Origin of the sequence: Streptomyces lavendulae subsp. lavendulae, assembly GCF_002803845.1 — a bacterium.
In the GTDB taxonomy this organism is placed as follows: Bacteria; Actinomycetota; Actinomycetes; order Streptomycetales; family Streptomycetaceae; genus Streptomyces; species Streptomyces lavendulae.
The window spans coordinates 4,144,586-4,163,594 of record NZ_CP024985.1; the positions used below are offsets into that span (position 1 = coordinate 4,144,586).

Annotated in this window: 14 protein-coding genes and 5 tRNA genes; 7 read left to right on the forward strand and 12 right to left on the reverse strand. The window is 74.5% G+C overall.

Translation table 11 applies throughout. From position 1 onward, the window contains the following. Window positions 1-46: 46 nt before the first annotated feature. On the reverse strand, window positions 47-1,279 hold the full coding sequence (gene lhgO / locus SLAV_RS18020; protein WP_030225642.1) for an L-2-hydroxyglutarate dehydrogenase: 1,233 nt from the start codon (window positions 1,277-1,279) through the stop codon (window positions 47-49). Window positions 1,280-1,298: 19 nt separating this feature from the next. Then, entirely contained in the window at window positions 1,299-2,999 is a 1,701-nt protein-coding gene (locus SLAV_RS18025) for an NsdA family TPR-like regulatory protein (RefSeq protein ID WP_030225641.1), read from the reverse strand. Window positions 3,000-3,662: 663 nt separating this feature from the next. On the opposite strand from SLAV_RS18025, the gene SLAV_RS18030 reads away from it, so the two are divergent. From SLAV_RS18030 to SLAV_RS18040, 3 genes are all read left to right on the forward strand, one after another. Beyond that, window positions 3,663-5,912: an asparagine synthase-related protein gene (locus SLAV_RS18030; RefSeq protein WP_037686183.1), complete on the forward strand. Its 2,250-nt coding sequence runs from the start codon at window positions 3,663-3,665 to the stop codon at window positions 5,910-5,912. A 44-nt stretch (window positions 5,913-5,956) separates the two neighbouring features. After that, window positions 5,957-6,772 carry a tRNA (guanosine(46)-N7)-methyltransferase TrmB gene (gene trmB, locus SLAV_RS18035; protein WP_030225635.1) on the forward strand — a complete coding sequence of 272 codons (816 nt, stop codon included), beginning with the start codon at window positions 5,957-5,959 and terminating at the stop codon, window positions 6,770-6,772. A gap of 65 nt (window positions 6,773-6,837) precedes the next feature. Continuing rightward, the gene (locus SLAV_RS18040; protein WP_234333386.1) at window positions 6,838-8,196 is read left to right on the forward strand and encodes a PrsW family intramembrane metalloprotease; all 1,359 of its coding nucleotides are present in this window, start codon (window positions 6,838-6,840) and stop codon (window positions 8,194-8,196) included. Between the two features lie 3 nt (window positions 8,197-8,199). On the opposite strand, the gene SLAV_RS18045 is transcribed toward SLAV_RS18040, so the two are convergent. The 4 genes from SLAV_RS18045 to SLAV_RS18060 all read right to left on the reverse strand — a co-directional run bounded on the left by SLAV_RS18045 (window position 8,200) and on the right by SLAV_RS18060 (window position 11,696). Continuing rightward, complete coding sequence (locus SLAV_RS18045) at window positions 8,200-8,760, reverse strand: hypothetical protein (protein WP_037686281.1); 561 nt, start codon at window positions 8,758-8,760, stop codon at window positions 8,200-8,202. A gap of 78 nt (window positions 8,761-8,838) precedes the next feature. Beyond that, window positions 8,839-9,936 carry a M23 family metallopeptidase gene (locus SLAV_RS18050; protein ID WP_030225629.1) on the reverse strand — a complete coding sequence of 366 codons (1,098 nt, stop codon included), beginning with the start codon at window positions 9,934-9,936 and terminating at the stop codon, window positions 8,839-8,841. 307 nt (window positions 9,937-10,243) lie between these two features. Continuing rightward, the gene (locus tag SLAV_RS18055) at window positions 10,244-11,428 is read right to left on the reverse strand and encodes a PP2C family protein-serine/threonine phosphatase (protein WP_030225627.1); all 1,185 of its coding nucleotides are present in this window, start codon (window positions 11,426-11,428) and stop codon (window positions 10,244-10,246) included. Between the two features lie 194 nt (window positions 11,429-11,622). Further along, a tRNA-Met gene (locus SLAV_RS18060) sits at window positions 11,623-11,696 on the reverse strand. A gap of 246 nt (window positions 11,697-11,942) precedes the next feature. Here SLAV_RS18060 and SLAV_RS18065 point away from each other — a divergent pair. Beyond that, window positions 11,943-12,015, forward strand: a tRNA-Lys gene (locus SLAV_RS18065). A gap of 212 nt (window positions 12,016-12,227) precedes the next feature. On the opposite strand, the gene SLAV_RS18070 is transcribed toward SLAV_RS18065, so the two are convergent. The 4 genes from SLAV_RS18070 to SLAV_RS18090 all read right to left on the reverse strand — a co-directional run bounded on the left by SLAV_RS18070 (window position 12,228) and on the right by SLAV_RS18090 (window position 17,007). Then, on the reverse strand, window positions 12,228-14,759 hold the full coding sequence (locus SLAV_RS18070) for a DEAD/DEAH box helicase (RefSeq protein ID WP_425276222.1): 2,532 nt from the start codon (window positions 14,757-14,759) through the stop codon (window positions 12,228-12,230). Window positions 14,760-15,776: 1,017 nt separating this feature from the next. Continuing rightward, window positions 15,777-16,151 carry a fluoride efflux transporter FluC gene (locus SLAV_RS18080; protein WP_030225624.1) on the reverse strand — a complete coding sequence of 125 codons (375 nt, stop codon included), beginning with the start codon at window positions 16,149-16,151 and terminating at the stop codon, window positions 15,777-15,779. Continuing rightward, on the reverse strand, window positions 16,148-16,660 hold the full coding sequence (locus SLAV_RS18085) for a FluC/FEX family fluoride channel (protein WP_078950096.1): 513 nt from the start codon (window positions 16,658-16,660) through the stop codon (window positions 16,148-16,150). Before SLAV_RS18085 ends, SLAV_RS18080 begins: the two co-directional genes overlap by 4 nt. Beyond that, window positions 16,657-17,007 (reverse strand): metallopeptidase family protein, encoded by a 351-nt coding sequence (locus SLAV_RS18090; RefSeq protein ID WP_030225620.1) that lies wholly within the window; start codon window positions 17,005-17,007, stop codon window positions 16,657-16,659. The genes SLAV_RS18085 and SLAV_RS18090 overlap by 4 nt, the downstream gene beginning before the upstream one ends. Window positions 17,008-17,110: 103 nt before the next feature. On the opposite strand from SLAV_RS18090, the gene SLAV_RS18095 reads away from it, so the two are divergent. The 3 genes from SLAV_RS18095 to SLAV_RS18105 all read left to right on the forward strand — a co-directional run bounded on the left by SLAV_RS18095 (window position 17,111) and on the right by SLAV_RS18105 (window position 17,391). Continuing rightward, a tRNA-Glu gene (locus tag SLAV_RS18095) sits at window positions 17,111-17,183 on the forward strand. Between the two features lie 38 nt (window positions 17,184-17,221). After that, a tRNA-Asp gene (locus tag SLAV_RS18100) sits at window positions 17,222-17,295 on the forward strand. A gap of 22 nt (window positions 17,296-17,317) precedes the next feature. After that, window positions 17,318-17,391, forward strand: a tRNA-Phe gene (locus SLAV_RS18105). 40 nt (window positions 17,392-17,431) lie between these two features. On the opposite strand, the gene SLAV_RS18110 is transcribed toward SLAV_RS18105, so the two are convergent. Both SLAV_RS18110 and SLAV_RS18115 read right to left on the reverse strand, forming a co-directional pair. Further along, on the reverse strand, window positions 17,432-18,256 hold the full coding sequence (locus SLAV_RS18110; protein WP_030225618.1) for a cytochrome c biogenesis CcdA family protein: 825 nt from the start codon (window positions 18,254-18,256) through the stop codon (window positions 17,432-17,434). Beyond that, window positions 18,253-19,002 (reverse strand): DsbA family protein, encoded by a 750-nt coding sequence (locus SLAV_RS18115; RefSeq protein ID WP_030225615.1) that lies wholly within the window; start codon window positions 19,000-19,002, stop codon window positions 18,253-18,255. The genes SLAV_RS18110 and SLAV_RS18115 overlap by 4 nt, the downstream gene beginning before the upstream one ends. Between the last annotated feature and the right edge of the window lie 7 nt (window positions 19,003-19,009).

A 19,009-nucleotide genomic window follows, 5' to 3' on the forward strand; every position in this document is an offset into this window, starting at 1 on the left:
CGGAGGGTCCCGGCACAGGGGGTGAGCCGGTGCCCGGTGGGTGGGGTCAGGATGTGTGGAGGGTGGTGAGGGTGCGGGTGGCGATTTCGTGGCCGATAGGGAGGGATGCGGTCGCCGCCGGTGACGGGGCGTTGAGGACGTGGATCGTGCGCGGGGCCTCGCGGATGAGGAAGTCGTCCACGAGGGTCCCGTCCCGCAGGACGGCCTGCGCGCGGACTCCGGACCCGGCCGGGGTGAGGTCCGCTGCGGTGACGCCGGGCAGGAGGCGGCGTACCGCGTCCGTGAAGGCCCGCTTCGACAGCGAGCGGTGGATCTCCCCGGCCCCGTAGCGCCAGTGGCGGGACGCCATCCGCCAGGATCCCGGCCAGGCCAGCTCGGTGGCGAGGTCGCGGGGCCGGACGGTGGCCCAGTCGTAGCCCTCGCGGGCCAGCGCGGGGACGGCGTTCGGGCCGACGTGGACGCCGCCGCCGATGCCCCGGGTGAGGTGGACGCCGAGGAAGGGGAAGGCCGGGTCGGGCACCGGGTAGACCAGCCCCCGGACCAGCTCCGGGCGGGCCAGGTCGTGGTACTCGCCGCGGAAGGGGATGATCCGCATGCCGGGGTCGTCGCCGGCGAGGCGGGCGATCCGGTCGCACTGCAGGCCGGCGCAGTTCACCAGGACCTTCGCCCGGACGACGAGGCCGGACGTGGTGCGTACCGCGACGGCGGAGGAGCGGCGGGAGATCAGGTCCACCTCGGCGCCGTAGACGATCTCGGCGCCGGAGGACTCCGCGAGCTGGGCCGCGACCTGTCCGTAGTCGACGATGCCGGTCGTGCCGACGTGGATGGCGGCCAGGCCGCTGATCTCCGGCTCGTACTCCGCGATCTGCGCGGGGCCGAGCTCGCGCACCGGGATGCCGTTCTCGCGGCCGCGCTGGACGAGGGAGTGCAGGCGCGGCAGTTCCGCGCGCTCGGTGGCGACGATCAGCTTGCCCGTCACCTCGTGGGCGATGCCGTGCTCGGCGCAGAACTTCACCATCTCGGCGGCCCCGCGCACCGCGAAGCGCGCCTTGAGGGATCCCGGGCGGTAGTAGATGCCGCTGTGGATCACCCCGCTGTTGCGGCCCGTCTGGTGCCGGGCGGGGCCGGCCTCCTTCTCCAGTACGGCCACCCGGGTCCCCGGGGCCAGCCGCGACAGGGCATGCGCCGTCGACAGGCCGACGATCCCGCCACCGATCACCAGCACATCGCAGTCCACGCCGCCGCCCACGCTGACACCTCCCACCCCTGCATACTGCACCCCGCCACCGACAGAGCGGCTACGCGGGTGTCACCAGGAGCGGTCGGGCACGCTCGCGCAGCTCGGCGACGCGCGGTTCGTCCCCGTACGGTTCCAGCCGGTGCAGCAGGTCCCGTACGTACTCGTTGGTCCGCGCCGAGGAGATCCGGCCCGCGACCTCCACGGCCCGGGTGCCGGCGGCGCAGGCCGCGTCGAGGTTGCCGGACTCCAGCTCCGCGACGGCGCTCACGACCAGGCGCAGCCCGTGCGAGCGGACGTACTCCTCCGTGGGGCGGGAGAGCGCCTGCTCGGTGAAACGCCGCACCTGACGCGGGAGTTTCAGGTCCCGGTAGCATTCCGCGGCATCCGCCGCGAAACGGTCGTAGGAGTAGAAACCCAGCCAGGTCGGGTCGGGGTCGCCGTCGCGGGAACGCTCCAGCCAGCCCTCGGCGGCCCTCAGTGCGGCTCCGGCGGCCGCCGAGTCGCCCGCCTTGGCGTGGGCGCGGGCCTCGACGAGGCGGAAGAAGCTCATGGTGCGGGCGGTGGCCAGGCCCCGGTTGCGTTCGACGGCGGCCTGGGCGAGGTCCACGCCTTCGTCGGGGAAGTCCCGGTAGGTCGCCTGGAGCGACATCGAGGCCAGGACGTAGCCGCCGAGCGGTACGTCGGCGGCCGCGCGGGCCAGGCGCAGTGCCTGGATGTAGTAGCGCTGGGCCGCCTCCTGCTGGCCGGTGTCGAAGGCCATCCAGCCCGCCAGCCGGGTCAGTTCGGCGGTGGCGCCGAAGAGGGCGCGGCCCACCTCGTCGCTGTACGAGCCGAGCAGCAGCGGTGCCGCGTCGACCCGCAGGCACTCGGGGACCATCGACGAACGCCAGTCGCCGCCGCCGTACTTGGAGTCCCAGCGGCGGGCGTCCTCGGCGGCCTCGCGCAGCTTGGTGACGTCGCTGTGGCCGACGCGCTGCGGGGAGGCGTCCGGGAGCACGGCGGCAGGGACGGGAGGGGCGGGAGGAGCCGGAGCCGTGGCAGGGGCGGGCGCCGCCGCGGGGGTCTGGCGCCCGGTTTCGGGTCCTGGCCCGGCGGGCACAACGCCCTGCGCCGGGGTCTGCGCGGACCGTCCGGTCGCCGCGGACGCCTGCCGGGGCGCCACGGCCCGGGCGGCTCCACCCGCTCCACCCGCTCCACCCGTCGCGCCGGAGGCCTCCCCGGCCGCCGGAGCCGGAGCCGCCGGAACCGGCACCGGAAGCGGGGTCTTCTCCCGTACGGGGCCCGGTTCGCGCGCCACCGAGCTGTCGGCCGGACATATCAGCCAGCGCGACGCGGGCGTCGCGTACGCCGACACCGCGAAGGACCCGGCGAGCGACTGCCAGATCCCGCCACCGCCCCGCCGTCCCGCGAGGTCGAGCCGGTAGAGGTCGGTCGCCGAACGCACGGCCGCGCCGATGTCGCGCGGGAAGGCCAGCCCGACCTCGGGCGCGGGGTCCGCGTCCGCCAGGCCGATCTCGTGCAGCGGCACCGGGCGGCCGAGCTTCGCGCCGATGGCCGCCGCGATCAGGTGCGGCGCGGCGCCCTGGGGCACCATCCCCTTCGACACCCACCGCGCGACCGAGGTCTTGTCGTACCGGAGCGTCAGACCGCGCTGCGCGCCGAGGTCGTTGACCCGTCGGGCCAGTCCCGCGTTGCTGATGCCCGCGAGGGCGAGGACGGCGCCGAGCTTCTCATTGGGCTCGCGGAGCTCCCTGGACATGCGCCACCCCTCGTCACACGCGGAACGCAGACGCCGCCGGGGCATAGGCGCCCGGCATTTCGTAAACCCAGCGTAGTTCCCCGCCTCCCAAGCGTTAAGGCCCCGCCTTCCGTATGGCGGGATTGTTGTCCGTATGCACAGTCCGGGCGGGGCCCGCCCCCGGGGCGCACGTGTCAGCTCGTGCTCCGCCCGTGTGGCCGTGCGCCCGGCCGTGCGCTCTGGCCGGTCCCGGGGCCCGGCGATTCGATGTGCGGTGCGTGGGTCGGCCCGCCGCGTGGAACCGGCGGGCCGGGGGATGCCGCCGCCTCAATCCCCGCGGGTGGCGGAACGGTCCGGGGGGTGGAGACCGCCTCCCGGACCGCGGCCCGCGCGGGCGCCGCCCCGGACCCGAGCGGACCGCAGCGGACCGCAGCGGGCACTCAGCACGGCCTAAGAATGGCCGAAACCGACCTATGGGGCGGTGGGAACGGAACGCCAAATACCGAGTGGCCAGGGCGTGTTCGTTCACATGCGCGCCCCCGAAGCCACTCTCGCACGCCCGTCTCGTGGCAGCATGGACCCCGAGCCACCCGGGGTCCCGCCGGCCGCGCCCTCCGGCGCCGACCGCGTCGTCCGAGCCGTCCGTTGCCCCGGTCATGTGCCCACGGGCTGGGGGAGGCGGCGGTGCGCTGGTTGGTCGGGTGGAGCAGTATCGCCGCGAGCTTCGGCACGGCCGGCCGGGTCTCCCACCAGGGCGAACCGCACCGCGGCGGCGGCCGGGCCGACTACGCGGACCCCGCCCGCGGCCCGTACGGACCCCCCGGGGCGCACCCCCACGCGGCCCCGCCGCGCGGCGGCATCGCGGACGCCGCCTACGCCGACGATCCGGCCGCCCAGGACGCGGAACGCACCGTCCACCCCGTCGGCTCCCAGCTGCTCTGGGGCGACCCCGACCCCCTCTGGGCCGTCGGCGACTGGCGCCCCGACGAGATCCGCACCGTCACCGCCGACCCCGCGGACCCCTTCACCCGGCTGGCCGTCCTCGGCTGCTGCGGGGCCACCGACGCCGAGCTGCGCCGCGCCCTGTACGCCGCCCGCGGCGGCGCCCTGCGCCACCTCACGGAGTGGCCGGGCAGCTACACCGCCGTCGTCCAGGCCGGCCGCCGCATCACCGTCCTCGGCGACCTCGCGGGAGCCCGGCCCGTCTTCTACACGCCCTGGGCGGGCGGGACCGCGTACGCCACCGCCGCCCTCCCGCTCGCCGACCTGATCGAGGCGCAGCTCGACGTCGGCCACCTCGCGGCCCTGCTGGCCTGCCCCGACAGCCCGGAGGCACTGGGCGACGGCACACCGTACGTCGGCGTGCGGCGGATCCCGCCCGGCCACACGCTGATCCTGCGCGAGGGCTCCCGGGAGATCACCGGGTACGAGCCGGTGGCCTCCCTCGCCGTGGCCGCGCCCGAGGCCGACCCGGAGCGTGCGGTAGAGGGCGTACGGGAAGCGTTGACGGCCGCGGTGCGCGCCCGGCTCACGGCGCCCCGGCATGCTCCCGACGCACTGGTGACCGACCCCGGGCCCGTGCCCGGAATGGGACCCGCCGACCGGCGCGCGGCCCGGGGCGCCCCCGCGCCCGGGGTGGGCGCCGACCTCTCCGGCGGCAGCGCCTCGGCGACGCTGGCCCTCCTCGCCGCCGGGCTCCCCGGCGCCCCCGGCACCCTGCCCGGCACCGGCTCCCGGCTGCTCGCCGTCACCTTCAACGACCTGGCCACCCCGCAGGGCCGCGAGGCCGAACTGGAACGCGCCCACGCCCTCGCCGCCGACCCCCGGCTGCACCACGTCGTGGTGGCGGCGGCCGCGGAGGCCCTCCCCTACGCGGAACTCGACGGCCCGCTCACCGACGAACCCGGCCCCTCCCTGGTCTCCGCCGCCCGGGAGCGCCGCCGCCTGGCGGCCGGCTCCGCGGACCACTTCACCGGACACGGGGCCCGCCAGGTCCTCGACGCGCACCCCGCCCGGATGGCCGACCTCCTGATGGACCGCAGGCGCCGCCACCTGCTGCGCCCGGTCGCCGCCCTCGCCCGCGCCGCCTCGGCCTCCGGGGAGTCCCTCCTCGTGCCGCTCACCGTGTACTCGGCGGCCCGCCGGCTGGCCCGTACGCCGTACCGCGCGGGCATCGAGGCGGCGGCCGCCCGGCTGCGCGAGGGCGGGGTCGCCGCCGCGGTCTCGGGGCCGGTCGACGCTTCCCTGGCGGCCCTGACCTGGTCCCGCCCGGGGCCGGCCGCGGGCTGGCTGACCGGGGAGGCACTGGCGGAAGTATCGATCCGCCTCCGGGCCGCCGCCGGACGGCCCCCGCTCTCGCTGCGGCCCGGCGAGGCCCGTGCCCGCGCGCTGCTGGCCCGCCACGCGGCCGACCACCGGGTCTTCGAGCAGGCCGTGGAGGTCCGCAGCCAGCGCCTGCACGCGCCGTTCCTCGACAACCAGGTCGTACGGGCCGCGCGCGCCCTGCCGGAGTCCCTGCGGGTGCAGCCCGGGGCCCGCGCCGAGATCCTGCGCCGCGTGCTGGCCTCCGCCGGGGTGCGGGAACTGCCGCCCGGGTGGGGCGCCACCGCCCACGCCCCGAACGAGACCGCGACCCGGCTCGGGCTGCGGGCCGCCCTGCCCGGCCTGCTCTCCCTGTTCTCCGCCCCGCTGCTGGCGGACGCCGGGCTGGTCGAGGCCCGGGTCGTGCAGCGGGCCCTGTCCGACGCCGCCGACGGCAGGCCCGTACCGCTCGACGGGCTGGCGGAGCTCGTCTCGATGGAGCTGTGGCTGCGCCGCCTCCTCGCCCGCCGGGGAACCTGCTGGACGGGCACCTCCACCCCGCGCCGCCGGGCGGTCCCGGCCCTCGACGCGTCCCTGCCCCGCCTCACCCGGGGCGCCCCGGCCGCCCGCTAGGCAGCCGCCCCGCCGTCGCCCCCACGACGTAGAATCGGCGCATTGTGTCTGAGTCCCCGAACCCCCAGCCCAGCCTCCCGGACACCGCGCCCGAGGCGACCGCGTACGTGCCCCCCAAGTGGCGCACCGAGCCCCGTTTCCCCGACGGCCCCGCGCCCGACCCCGCCGGATCGCACCACGAGCGGCGGATCCGCAGCTTCCAGCCGCGCCGCAGCCGGGTCACCACCGGCCAGGGCGAGGCGCTGAAGCGGCTCTGGGGCACCTGGGGGCTCGACATCGACGGCCACGAGGTCATCGACCTGAAGAAGCTCTTCGACGGCCTGCCCGTGGTCCTGGAGATCGGCTTCGGCATGGGCGAGGCCACCGCCCAGATGGCCGCCGCCGACCCCTCGACCGGCATCCTCGCCGCCGACGTGCACACCCCGGGCCAGGGCAACCTGCTCGCGCTCGCCGAGCGCGGCGGGATGACCAACGTCCGCGTGGCCAACGGCGACGCCATCATCCTGCTCCGCGAGATGCTGCCGCCCGACTCCCTCGCCGGAATGCGCGTGTACTTCCCGGACCCGTGGCCCAAGGCCCGCCACCACAAGCGACGGCTGATCCAGCCCGAGTTCCTCGACCTGGCCGCCACCCGGCTGGCGCCGGGGGCCCTGCTGCACTGCGCGACGGACTGGGAGCCGTACGCGGAGCAGATGCTCGAAGTCCTCACCGCGCACCCGGAGTTCGAGAACACGCAGGCCGACGGCGGCTACGCGCCGCGCCCCGAGTTCCGCCCCCTCACCCGCTTCGAGGGCCAGGGACTCGACAAGGGCCACGTCGTCCACGACCTCCTCTTCACCCGCGCCCGCCCCAAGAACTGACAAACATCACTCCGAGTGTCCGAGCGGCTCGGTAGGGTCACCATGTGCTCCGAGCGCTCTCCCGTGTGCTCGCACGCACACCGGACCCGGTCCGCGTGTGCGTGCCCGTCACCCTGCTCACCGCGACCGGGTTCACGATCCTGGAACTCGTGCGGGAGCAGACCGGCACGGCCGGTTTCCTCGTAGGCCTCGGCCTGGCCCTGCTGCCGGTCCCGCCGCTGATGGCGGCGTTCCGGTGGCTGGGCCGGGCCGCGCCCGCCCCCTGGCGGCAGTTGATGTTCTGCTTCGGCTGGGGGGCCTGCACCGCGGCGCTGATCGCGATACTGGCGAACAGTTTCGCCACGGAGTGGATAGCCGCGGCCACCACCGACCCCTTCGACGCCGACCGGTTCGGCTCGGTGGCGATCGCGCCGGTCGTGGAGGAGAGCGCCAAGGCCGCCGCGCTGCTGCTCGTCTTCGCCTTCCGAAGACGGCAGTTCACCGGCCCCGCCGACGGGTTCGTACTGGCCGGGTTCACCGCCACCGGCTTCGCCTGCACGGAGAACGTCCTCTACCTGGGCAACGCCTTCGAGGAGGACCTCGCCAAGGGCACCGGCGTCCTGGACTCCGTGACGGCGGCGACGTTCTTCGTGCGGGCGGTGCTCTCGCCGTTCGCGCACCCCCTGTTCACCGTGCTGACCGGGCTCGGCTTCGGCATGGCCGCGGTCGGCGCGGGCCGCGTGCGCGGGGCGGGCCCGCCGCTGCTGGGCCTGGGCCTGGCCATGGGTCTGCACGCGCTGTGGAACGGCTCCTCACATTTCGGTGAGTACGGTTTCTACGCGGTCTACGGCTGCGTGATGGTCCCGGCGTTCGCGCTGCTGCTGGGGCTGGCCGTGCGGATACGGCGTCACAGACTGCGGGCCGTCGCCGCCGAGCTGTCGGTGTACGCCCGCGCGGGCTGGCTCGGCCCGGCGGAAGTGCCGGCGCTGGCCTCGATGCCGGCCCGGTCCCTGGCCCGGGCCCTGGCCCGCCGCAGCGGAGGCCGGCCCGCCGCCCGCGCGGTGTCCCGCTACGCGGCGGACGCCGCCGCCCTGGCCCTGCTGCGCCGGCACACCCGGCAGAGCGCCGCCCCCGATCGGGAATTCGCCGTACGGGAGCGGGAGTTGCTGGACCGCCTCTGGCTGCGCCGGGCGACGGCCGGGCCCGTCCTCGCGCGGGCGGCGGTGCTGGAGGAGCTGCTGCCGCCGTGGTACGACCCGCTGGCCGGCCCGCACACCCCTCAGCCGCCCCAGGCCACCCGGGAGCCCCTGGCCACCCTGCCGTCACAGGCCTTCGCACGGCCGCCGGCACCCACGACACCGGCACAGGCACCCACACCGACACCGTCCGCGACGGCGGTGCCGTCCCCCAGGACCCCGGCCCTGTCCGCCTCCGTCCGCCCCTGATCGCTAGAGGGCGGCGCGGGGGCGGGCGGCGAGGGCGGACCACCATGCGGAGGCGAGCAGCAGGACCCCCGGAGCGATTCCGGCGACGGCCGACACGGCCGCGGCCCCCGCACCGGCCACGCCCAGGAGCAGTCCGGCGGCACCGCAGGCCGTCATCGCGGCGCCGAGCACGTGCAGCGAGGTCTGGCGCCACACGGCCGCGAGGGCGAAGAAGTGCACCCCGACGACGAGCGCGATGCACGCCACCGCCAGGTGCGGCGCGTGGAACACGCGGGCCGTGAGGAAGAGACCAGCCAGGGCCGCGACCGCCTCGGCGGCCACCACCAGCCAGTAGCGCCGCCCGAAGGCCGTGCGCGCCGCGGGTGCCGCAGGCTCCGTACGAGCAGTCGCGTCGGCGCCGGCACCGGCCGCCGGGGGCCGGGACGCGAAGAACAGGCCGACGAACGCGGCGATGGCGAGCAGCCGCATCGGGACGGTCAGGGGCGCCGCGGCGCCCGCGTTCACCGCGATGAAGGCGAGCCCGAAGGCACCACCGATGATCAAGCCCGTACGCCCCCGTGTCATGTACACAGTGTCCCGAAATTCGATCATGGAATCCAGCTCCGGAGGGGGGCGGCCCCGGCGAGGATCCGGGCGGCCCGGCTAGACGCTGAGCCCCTTGGACTCCAGCCACGCCAGCGGGTCGACCGTCGAGCCGCCCTTGCGCACCTCTAGGTGCAGGTGGGCCCCGGTGACGTTGCCGGTCGCGCCGACCCGGCCGATGGTCTCGCCCGCGCCGACCGTCCCGGAGGTCACCGACATGGAGGAGAGGTGGCAGTACCAGACCTCCGTACCGTCGTCGAGCTGGAGCACGATCCGGTAGCCGTAGGCACCCGACCAGCCGGCCGAGATGACCTTTCCGCCGCCCACGGCCTTGACCGGGGTGCCGGTCGGCGCCGCGAAGTCGAGGCCGGTGTGGTGGCCGGAGGACCACATGGAGCCGGAGTCGCCGTAGTGCGAGGTGAGGGTGTATGAGGAGGTGGGGAGGGAGTAGCCGCCCGAGGCCTTCGTGCCCGCACCCGCACCCGACCCGGATCCGCCGCCCTCCGCGCCCTCCGCGGCCTTGGCCGCCGTCGTCGCGGCCGCCTCGGCCGCCTTGTCCGCTTCGGCCTTCTCCGCGGCGGCCTTCTCGGCGGCCGCGCGAGCCGTCTCGGCTTCCCTGTCGGCCGCTTCCTTCTGGGCGCGGGCCTCCTGGGCCGCCGCCTCGCGCGCGGTCCGCTCGGCGTCCGCCCGCGCCTGGGTCTCGACGGCCTCCTGCTGCGACTCGGCCTGCTGGAGGATGCGGTGGCGCAGCGCCTCCCCCGCGTCGGCCTGCCCGTGGCCCCGGCCGTCGGCCTGCCCCGGGATCCCGGCGCTCTGCGCGGCCGCCGCCCCGGCGGGTGCCGCGGTGTCCGTACCGGCCGCCCCGGCGGCGTGGCCGCCGCCGCCCAGCAGGTCGGGGAGGTCGGGGAGCGAGGGCATGGATATCGCGACCTGGGGCCGGTCCTGCGCGGTGGCGATGCCGCCCGCACCGACCGCCGCGATCACGCCGACGCCGAGCACGGTCGAGCTGCGGGCGAGTCCGCCGCGCTGCTTGAGGACGCGGTGTTTGCCGCGGACCGAACGGGCCGAGTCCTCCGTCGGGTTCCACTCGCCCCAGGCTCCGGCGGTGGGCGTCTCCGGAACGTCGATGCCTTCAGGGGAAGGCGAGTTGGAGGCCACCGGGGCACACTCCTCATGAGCGAGAACGCGCACGGGTGCCGTCTCTTGCGACGGCTGGGACGACCGCGCTGCGTTATCGAACGGTAATAGACGCGGGGGAGTGATTCCAAGCTGTTGCGACTGATCGTTAACGCCAATCAGCCACGCCCCGAACAGCTCTGGCCCGAACATTCACCTCACCGAGCCTCAACTCAGGGCAAAACCCCACGCTCACCCTCTTCACTTCAGCCACGATGGCCCGAATGACGAACCGTCAATCTCCTTGCACAGAGCACCCCGTGGACTACGCACCGTCACCATCCGGACGTCACTCCTCCTCGCGCCGCACCACGGGGACCGTCCGCCTGCGCTCCGGCTGCCCCTCCTCGGGCCGCCCCACCGCCAGCAGCGCCATGTCGTCGGTGGTCCCGCCGCCCGTGTGCCGTCGGACGTCGCTGCTGAGGGCGCCGAGCACCTCGCCCGGCCCCGGGAAGACCCGCCCCCGCAGCCGGGCCGCCGGATCGTAGAAGACGCCGGCCGCGTCCCGGGCCTCGGTGACCCCGTCGGTGTACAGGAGCAGGGTGCTGCCCGGCGGGAAGGGCCACTCCCCGACCGGATCCCGCGGCCCGGGCCACAGCTCGCCCAGCCCCAGCCCCAGCGGGAGCGCGGGCTCGGCCGGTTCGAGGACCGCCAGGCCGCCGTCGGCGTACAGCAGCAGCGGCTCGGGATGGCCCCGGTTGAGCAGCCTCAGCACCCCCGCCCCGGCCGGGATCTCCCCGAGCACGCAGGTGGTGAACCCCTCGACCGCGTCCAGGCTGTCCCGGCGGACGCCCTCACGGGCCAGGGCCCGCTCCAGCCGCTCCGCGAGCGCCTCCAGGGTGGGTTCGGTGTCGGCGGCCTCCCGGAAGGCGCCCAGGACCACGGCGACGGCCTCCACGGCCCCCAGCCCCTTGCCCCGTACGTCGCCCACCGCGAGCCGCACCCCGTACGGGGTGTCCTGGACGGCGTAGAGGTCCCCGCCGATGAACGCGTCGGCCTGCGCGGCCTCGTACCGCGCGGAGACGTGCAGCCCGCCGATCCGCTCGGCCGGTGTCGGCAGCACGGCCCGCTGGGCGGCCTCGGCGATCCCGCGCGCGGAGGCGAGCCGCTCGCCGCTGCGCCGCACGACCCGGTTGATGAGCAGGGCCAGCCCGGAGACGGTCACCACCGTCACCAGCTCGGTCAGCGCGTCCGCCTTCCAGTCGACGGCGTTGTGGAGGTGCAGGGCCACCACGGCGCCGGAGGCGGCGACCCCGGTCACGGCGGTCGCCAGGAAGCTGAAGACGGGGGCGGCGATCAGCGGGGCCGCCGAGAAGAAGGGTGAGCCCGTGAAGCGGGGCGGGGTCAGCACGTCGAAGACGAGGCCGAGGAGGATCAGCAGGGCCGGGAGCACCCGGAGCACCTGACGGCCCGCCCCGTCGCCGGGCTCCGTCGTCCCGCTCGCGTCACCGCCCTGCCGGCCCAGCCCCGCCACGCTGCTCTCCTGCCGCCCGGTCCAGCCCCGCCCTCCAAGGCTGGCGGTCCGGCCGCCGCACGGCGACCGGACCGGGCCGAGCGGGTGAAGCAACGGAGCGAGGAACGGAGCAAGGAGCGGGGCAGGGAGCGGAACAAGGGCAACGCGTACGACGAAGGCCCGGTTCCACAAGGGAACCGGGCCTTCGTACTGAGTAGCGGGGACAGGATTTGAACCTGCGACCTCTGGGTTATGAGCCCAGCGAGCTACCGAGCTGCTCCACCCCGCGTCGGTAAACCCAACTCTACGTCATCCGGGGGACGGCTCCCGCCAATTACCGGACCGACCACCCCTCACAGCCACATCACCGCAGGTCAGAGGCGTAAAGAAAGGTTCCGGCCCGGCTCCGGACCCCCACCCGGCAGCCCCCGTCCCCCTCCGGCCGCCGATGGCGGGAAACCGCCGCGTCCGGTCCCGGTCGATACCCGATCGGCCTGGGGGCCCTCTCCCGCTATGCTCTGGGGTGAGCGCGCCTGGGCCATTAGCTCAATTGGCAGAGCAGCGGACTTTTAATCCGTTGGTTGTCGGTTCGAGTCCGACATGGCCTACCGCACCGAGGTCGCGGGGACACCCCCCGGCCTGCAACCGAGCGCCCCGTCCGGCTTCTTCCGGGCGGGGCGCTCGGTCGTTTCCGGCCTCCGGCGCCGGTCGCGCCTTCCGGGGCCGCCTGCGGGCGCGGTCCGGGGCACGGAAAAGGGGTCGGCCCCCACGGCACCGGAGTGCTGTGGGGGCCGATCCTTCGTCAGGCGGCGCTCAGGCGTCAGCCGTTGCGCTTCCAGCGGGGCTTGTCGTCACGACGGCCGCCGAAGGAGCCGGTCGAACCGGAGCCGGAGGGGCGGTTGTCGTCGCGGCGGCCGTAGGGGCGCTCGCCGGCGCCACCGGAGCGGAAGCCACCGGACGGACGGTCGTCGCGGCGGAAGCCGCCACGGTCGCCACCACGGTCGTCACGGTTGAAGCCACCGGACGGACGGTCGTCGCGACGGAAGCCGCCACCACGGTTGTCGTCACGACGGTCACCACCGGAACGGAAACCACCCGACGGACGGTCGTCGCGGCGGAAGCCACCACGGTCGCCACCACGGTCGTCACGGTTGAAGCCACCGGACGGACGGTCGTCGCGACGGAAGCCGCCACCACGGTTGTCGTCACGACGGTCACCACCGGAACGGAAACCACCCGACGGACGGTCGTCGCGGCGGAAGCCACCACGGTCGCCACCACGGTCGTCACGGTTGAAGCCACCGGACGGACGGTCGTCGCGACGGAAGCCGCCACCACGGTTGTCGTCACGACGGTCACCACCGGAACGGAAACCACCCGACGGACGGTCGTCGCGGCGGAAGCCACCACGGTCGCCACCACGGTCGTCACGGTTGAAGCCACCGGACGGACGGTCGTCGCGACGGAAGCCGCCACCACGGTTGTCGTCACGACGGTCACCACCGGAACGGAAACCACCCGACGGACGGTCGTCGCGGCGGAAGCCACCACGGTCGCCACCACGGTCGTCACGGTTGAAGCCACCGGACGGACGGTCGTCGCGACGGAAGCCGCCACCACGGTTGTCGTCACGACGGTCACCACCGGAACGGAAACCACCCGACGGACGGTCGTCGCGGCGGAAGCCACCACGGTCGCCACCACGGTCACCGCGGTCGTCGCGGCGGTTGTCGCGGCGCTCGTAGTTGCCACGGTCGTCACGGCGCTCGAAGGTGCGCTCCTGGGCGACGGGCTCGGCCACGGCGGCGACGGCTGCCGCGACCTCGGCCTCGGCGGCCTCGACGACCTCGGCGACGGCGGCCTCCGGGTCCTCACCGCGCTCGCGGGCGGAACGGGCGACGAGGCGGTCGGCCTCCTCGCGCAGCTCCGCGGCGCGGCGGGTCAGGCGCTCCAGCTGCTTGGTGAGGTCGGCGACCTCGCGCTCGGCCTGCTTGGCGGCGTTGTTCGCCGAGTCGGCCTGGACCTGGGTGAGCGAACGCGCACCGGTGATCTCGGCGACCTCGGGGTCGAACGCGCCGACGCCCTGGACGATGTGGCGCGAGGCGTCCACGCCCGCGTCCTCCATCAGGCGGAAGATCTGGCGGCGCTGGTGCGGCAGGGCCAGGGAGACCACGACGCCCGACTTGCCGGCGCGGGCGGTACGGCCCGAGCGGTGCAGGTAGTCCTTGTGGTCGCCGGCCGGGTCCACGTTGAGGACCAGGTCGATGCCGTCGACGTGGATGCCGCGGGCGGCGACGTCGGTGGCGACGAGCGCGTTGACGTAGCCGTCCTTGAAGTCGGCGAGGACGCGGGTACGGGCGCCCTGCGTCATGCCGCCGTGCAGCGCGTCGGCCTTCACGCCGGCCTCGATGAGCTGCTCGGCGATGCGGTCGGCGCCCAGCTGGGTGCGGACGAAGATGATGGTGCGGCCCTTGCGGGCGGCGATCGCGGCCGTGACCGGCGCCTTGTCCTTCGGCTTCACGACGAGGACGTGGTGGGTCATGGTCGAGACGTTGCCCTGGGCGCTGTCGACCTCGTGCGTGACGGGGTTGGACAGGTAGCGCTTGACCAGGGTGCCGATCTCGTTCTCCATGGTGGCGGAGAAGAGCATGCGCTGGCCGCCGCCGGGGATCTGGTCGAGCAGCTCGGTGACCTCGGGCAGGAAGCCCAGGTCGGCCATCTGGTCGGCCTCGTCGAGGACGGCCACCTCGACGTTCTCCAGGGAGCAGGCGCCGCGGTTGATGATGTCGCGCAGACGGCCCGGGGTGGCGACGAGGACGTCGACACCGCGCTCCAGGGCGTAGATCTGGTTGCCCATGGAGGTACCGCCGCAGACGACCTTCATCTTCAGGCCGAGGACGTCGCCGTAGGGCTGGAGGGCGTCCGCGACCTGCATCGCGAGCTCACGGGTCGGGGTGAGGATGATCGCGCGGGGCTTCTTCTTCTCGGTGAAGCCACCGGCCAGGCGGGCCAGGGTGGGCAGACCGAAGGAGAGGGTCTTGCCGGAGCCGGTGCGACCGCGTCCGAGGATGTCCTTGCCGGCCAGGGCGTCCGGGATGGTCGCGGCCTGGATCGGGAACGGGGTGGTGACACCGTTCTGGGCGAGCTTGCGCACGACGCCCTCCGGCAGACCGAGGTCCGCGAAGGTGGTGGTGGGCTCGGCGTCGCCGGCCTCGTCGGCGGAGTCGGCGGTGTCGCCGGTCACGTCGGCCTCAAGGGCCTCGATGATCTCGTCCGCCTCGATGGCCTCCATGGCCTCGGTGACCGCAAGGGTCTCGGCGTCGACGATCTCGTGGGTGTCGTTCTCGGGCATGACGGAACGGTCAGAACTGGAAATGGACATGCGAAATGCGAAACCTTCCGGAGTCTCGGCACGCGCCCAAACTCCGTGAATCGCAAATCGACCGCCTCAATGCGGTCAGCCACGGCTAGGGAGAGTACGCGCCACACGGCGCTCTTCGGATTCGGCGCCGGGCAATGGGATCAAACGATCTATAACCATACGCACCCTCCTGGGGGTCTGGCAAGTCGCCCGGCCAGAATCCCCTCTGACCTGCGACGATGCCCGGGGTGCGGATCCAGGGCAGCCCGGCCGGACCGGGCGGGGGCCGCCGCCCGCTAGGCCGATCCGGTGGTCGGCTCGGGGGCCGGCGGGGTCGGCGGAGCGGTGTCCGGGGGCGTGGGGTGCGTCACAGGAGGGGTCGGCTCCGCCGTGGGCGGGGTGGTCGTGGACCCCCCGCTCCCGCCGGAGCCACCCGAACCGGAACCAGAACCTCCGGATCCCGAGCCGCCCGACCCGGACCCGGACCCCGATCCGGAGCCAGAACCACCGGAACCCGAGCCGCCCGAGCCGGACCCGGAACCCGACCCGCCGCCCGACGGCACCTGCCCCTGACCGCCCGCCCCGCCACCCGGCCCGGCCGACGGCGAGGGCACCCCGGGCTTCGCGGGGGCGCCCGGGCCGGGAGAGGCGCCGGTCGCGCCGGAGGCCTTCCCGGGCTCACCCGACTTGCCTTCCTGGTTCCCCGTACCGTCCTTCACGCCATGGCCGTTGCCGTGGATCCCCGAACCGTGACCGACCTGGCCGGCACCCGCCCCGGCGGTGTCCTTGCCGCCGACGGAGGCCGCCGGCCCCGGCTTCGCGGCCTCCTCGCCGACGCTCATGCAGCCCGCCGTCGCGGCGACGGCGAGCGCGGAGACGGCCAGTCTCAGGGAAGCGGACAGGGGGCGCGGCAAAGGGCGCACGGGGGCACCTCCGGGACACTGGACGGGGTCCGCGTTGGGCGGGTCAATGAGCCCAACTCCCTTTACCCCGTAAGAGACACGCCCCTTACGCGAACAGCTGCCGGGCCACCTGGGACCCGAGGTGCACGGCGCCCAGCCCGACCAGCACCGATCCCAGGACGTTCGCGACGGCCAGGAACTTCCAGCCGCGCTCCGCCAGCCGCAGCGTCTCGTAGGAGAAGGTCGAGTACGTGCTCAGCGCGCCGCACAGGCCCGTCCCGAGCAGCGGCACCGCCCCCGAGGACCCGGCCCCGGCCAGCACCGCCCCCGTCAGCCCGCCCAGCAGCAGGCAGGCGGCGGCGTTGACCACGAAGGTCCCCCACGGGAAGACGGAGTCGTGCCGTGACTGGACCGCCCGGTCGGTCAGGTAGCGCAGCGGCGCCCCGACGACCGCGCCCGCCACCACCAGCAGCCAGTTCACCCGCGCCCCCGTCCGCCGGGCCGGCCCGGCGCGGGCCGCACAGCGGACCCGGCCACGAGCCGGGTCACCGAGGCCGCCGCCCAGACGGCGCCCAGCGCGGCGGCCACCGTCAGCCCGGCGTACGCCAGCGCGACCTGCGCCCGCCCGGCGTCGAGCAGCCCGGAGAACTCGACGGCGTACGTCGAGAAGGTGGTGAACCCGCCGAGCACCCCGACGCCGAGGAACGGCCGCACCAGCGGATGGGGGGCGCTGCGCCCGCCCTCGCTGATCAGCACCATCAGCACGCCGATCAGCGCACAGCCCGAGACGTTGATCCAGAAGGTGGCCCAGGGGAACGCCCCGGGCCCGGCCGGCCACAGCAGGCCCACCCCGAAGCGCGCCGAGGCCCCCAGGGCCCCGCCCGCCGCGATCGCCGCCAGCACCCGGCCCTGGGGCTCGGCCCGCTGGGCCGGGACGTGGAGGTCGACGTCGGGGTCGATCGCCTCGCCGCCCGGTACCGGGCGGGTCACCCGTAGCCCAGCGCGTGCAGTCGTTCGTCGTCGATCCCGAAGTGGTGGGCGATCTCGTGCACCACCGTCACCTCCGTCTCGGCGACCACGCTCTCCCGGTCCTCGCACATCCGCAACGTGGGGTTCCGGTAGATGGTGATGCGGTCCGGCAGCACGCCGGCGTACCACTCGCCGCGCTCCGTGAGCGGGGTCCCCTCGTAGAGGCCGAGCAGCTCGGGATCGTCCGCCGGGGGCTCGTCCTCGACGAACACCGCGACGTTGTCCATCAGCCGCGTGAGCTCCGGCGGGATGCGGTCCAGGGCCTCTGCGACGAGCTCCTCGAACTCCTCGCGCGTCATCTCCAGCACCCGGCCATTGTCGCCCCGGGGGAAACCGTTTTGGCGATAGCTCCCCCGATCCCATATGCTTCTCACGTCCCCGACGCGCTGGAAAGTGCCCGGCGGGCCTTTAGCCCTCATCGTCTAGTGGCCCAGGACGCCGCCCTTTCAAGGCGGTAGCACGGGTTCGAATCCCGTTGGGGGTACGCAGTACATGTGCGAGACTTGTTCTCGCACAATGCAAGGACCTGTGGAGCAGTTGGTTAGCTCGCCACCCTGTCAAGGTGGAGGTCGCGGGTTCAAGTCCCGTCAGGTTCGCTGAGGCTGGAAACAGTCTCGTGGCTGGGTAGCTCAGTTGGTACGAGCGATCGCCTGAAAAGCGATAGGTCGCCGGTTCGACCCCGGCCCCAGCCACAAAAGGAAGGCCCCGTCCATCGGACGGGGCCTTCCGCGTTCACCCCTCCCGCTGCGTCCGGCGCCAGCGCACCAGTCCGACCGCCACGGCACCCGCGGCGACCAGGCCCAGCAGCGCCCAGTCCGGCACCGCCTCCGCGACGGAACGCACCCGCTCCTCCACCGCGTACGAGTCGTCCACGTCCAGCAGCCCGGGCAGGGCGCTCGCCCCGTCGTAGGCCAGGAACAGGGCGCCCAGGGTGATGAAGAACAGCCCGGACAGCAGCGAGGTCGAGTGCAGCCGGAGCGGGCCCAGCCGCAGGGGCCGCCCGCGCAGCCAGCGCCGGCGGCCCAGGTCGAAGCGCTCCCAGAGCAGGGCCAGCAGGAACAGGGGCACGGCCATGCCCAGGGCGTACACCGCCAGCAGCAGTCCGCCGTAGACCGGGCTGCCGCTGACCGCCGCCACCGTCAGGACGCTGCCCAGGATCGGGCCGGCGCAGAAGCCGGCCAGCCCGTAGACGGCGCCCAGCGCGTACACCGACAGCGCGGTGACCGGCCGGATCCGCCCGGACATCTCGGAGATCCGGCGGGAGGAGAAGCCCAGCCCGAGGATCTGCGCGAGACCGAGCGCGATGATCAGCCAACCGCCGAAGAGGACGAGCCCCTCGCGGTGGCCGTGGAAGAACCGGCCCGCGTACGAGCCCGCCGCGCCCAGCGGTACGAGGGTGCTCGCGAGGCCCGCGTAGAAGATCCCGGTGCGGGCCAGGAGCCGGGAGGCGGAGTCGATCGAGTAGGCGAAGAAGGCGGGCAGCAGCAGGGCGCTGCACGGGCTCAGCAGGGCGAGGAGGCCGCCCAGCAGGGCGGCCAGGTATCCGATGCCGTTCACTTGCCGGCCGCCGCGGCCGCCCGGCTGATGGCGGCCTCGAAGGCGGCGAGGGGCTGGGCGCCCGCCAGGGGCTGGCCGCCGACCAGGAAGGAGGGGGTGGAGCTCACGCCGATGCGGTAGCCCTCCTCCTGGTCCCTGCGCAGCGCTTCTGCGGCCTGCGGGCCGGCCGTGTCCCGCCGGAAGCGTTCCAGGTCGGGGACCCCGGCCTCGCGGGCCAGCTCGACGAGGCGTTCCTCGCCGAAGCCCTTCTCCTTGGCGCCGTCGGCGTACGCGGCCGCGTGGAAGGCCGCGAAGCGGTCCTGCTGCCCGGCAGCCCAGGCGGCCTTGGCGGCGGCCTCGGAGTCGGCGCCGAAGATCGGGAAGTTGCGCCACTCGATGCGCAGGGTGCCGGCGTCGACGTACTTCTTCACCAGGGCGGGCTCAGTGTCCCGGGCGAACTTGCCGCAGTAGCCGCACTTGAAGTCGGAGTACTCGACGAGGACGACGGGCGCGTCGGGGCGGCCGAGCGCCAGCTTGTCGCCGGCCTCGCGGCGGGCCAGGGCCTTGAGCTCGGCCAGGGGGTCCTCGGCTCGGGGGGTGGAGCCGGCGGCGGAGGCGGTGGTGTCGCGGGACCCGTCCCGCGAGGACGAGGCCTGCCACGAGACGAGTCCGAGGGTGATCGCGGCGACGGCGACCCCGGCGCAGACCAGCAGGGGCGTGCGGGAGGCGCGTTTGCGGGGGGCGGGCTTGCGGGTGGAAGAGGACATACGGGTG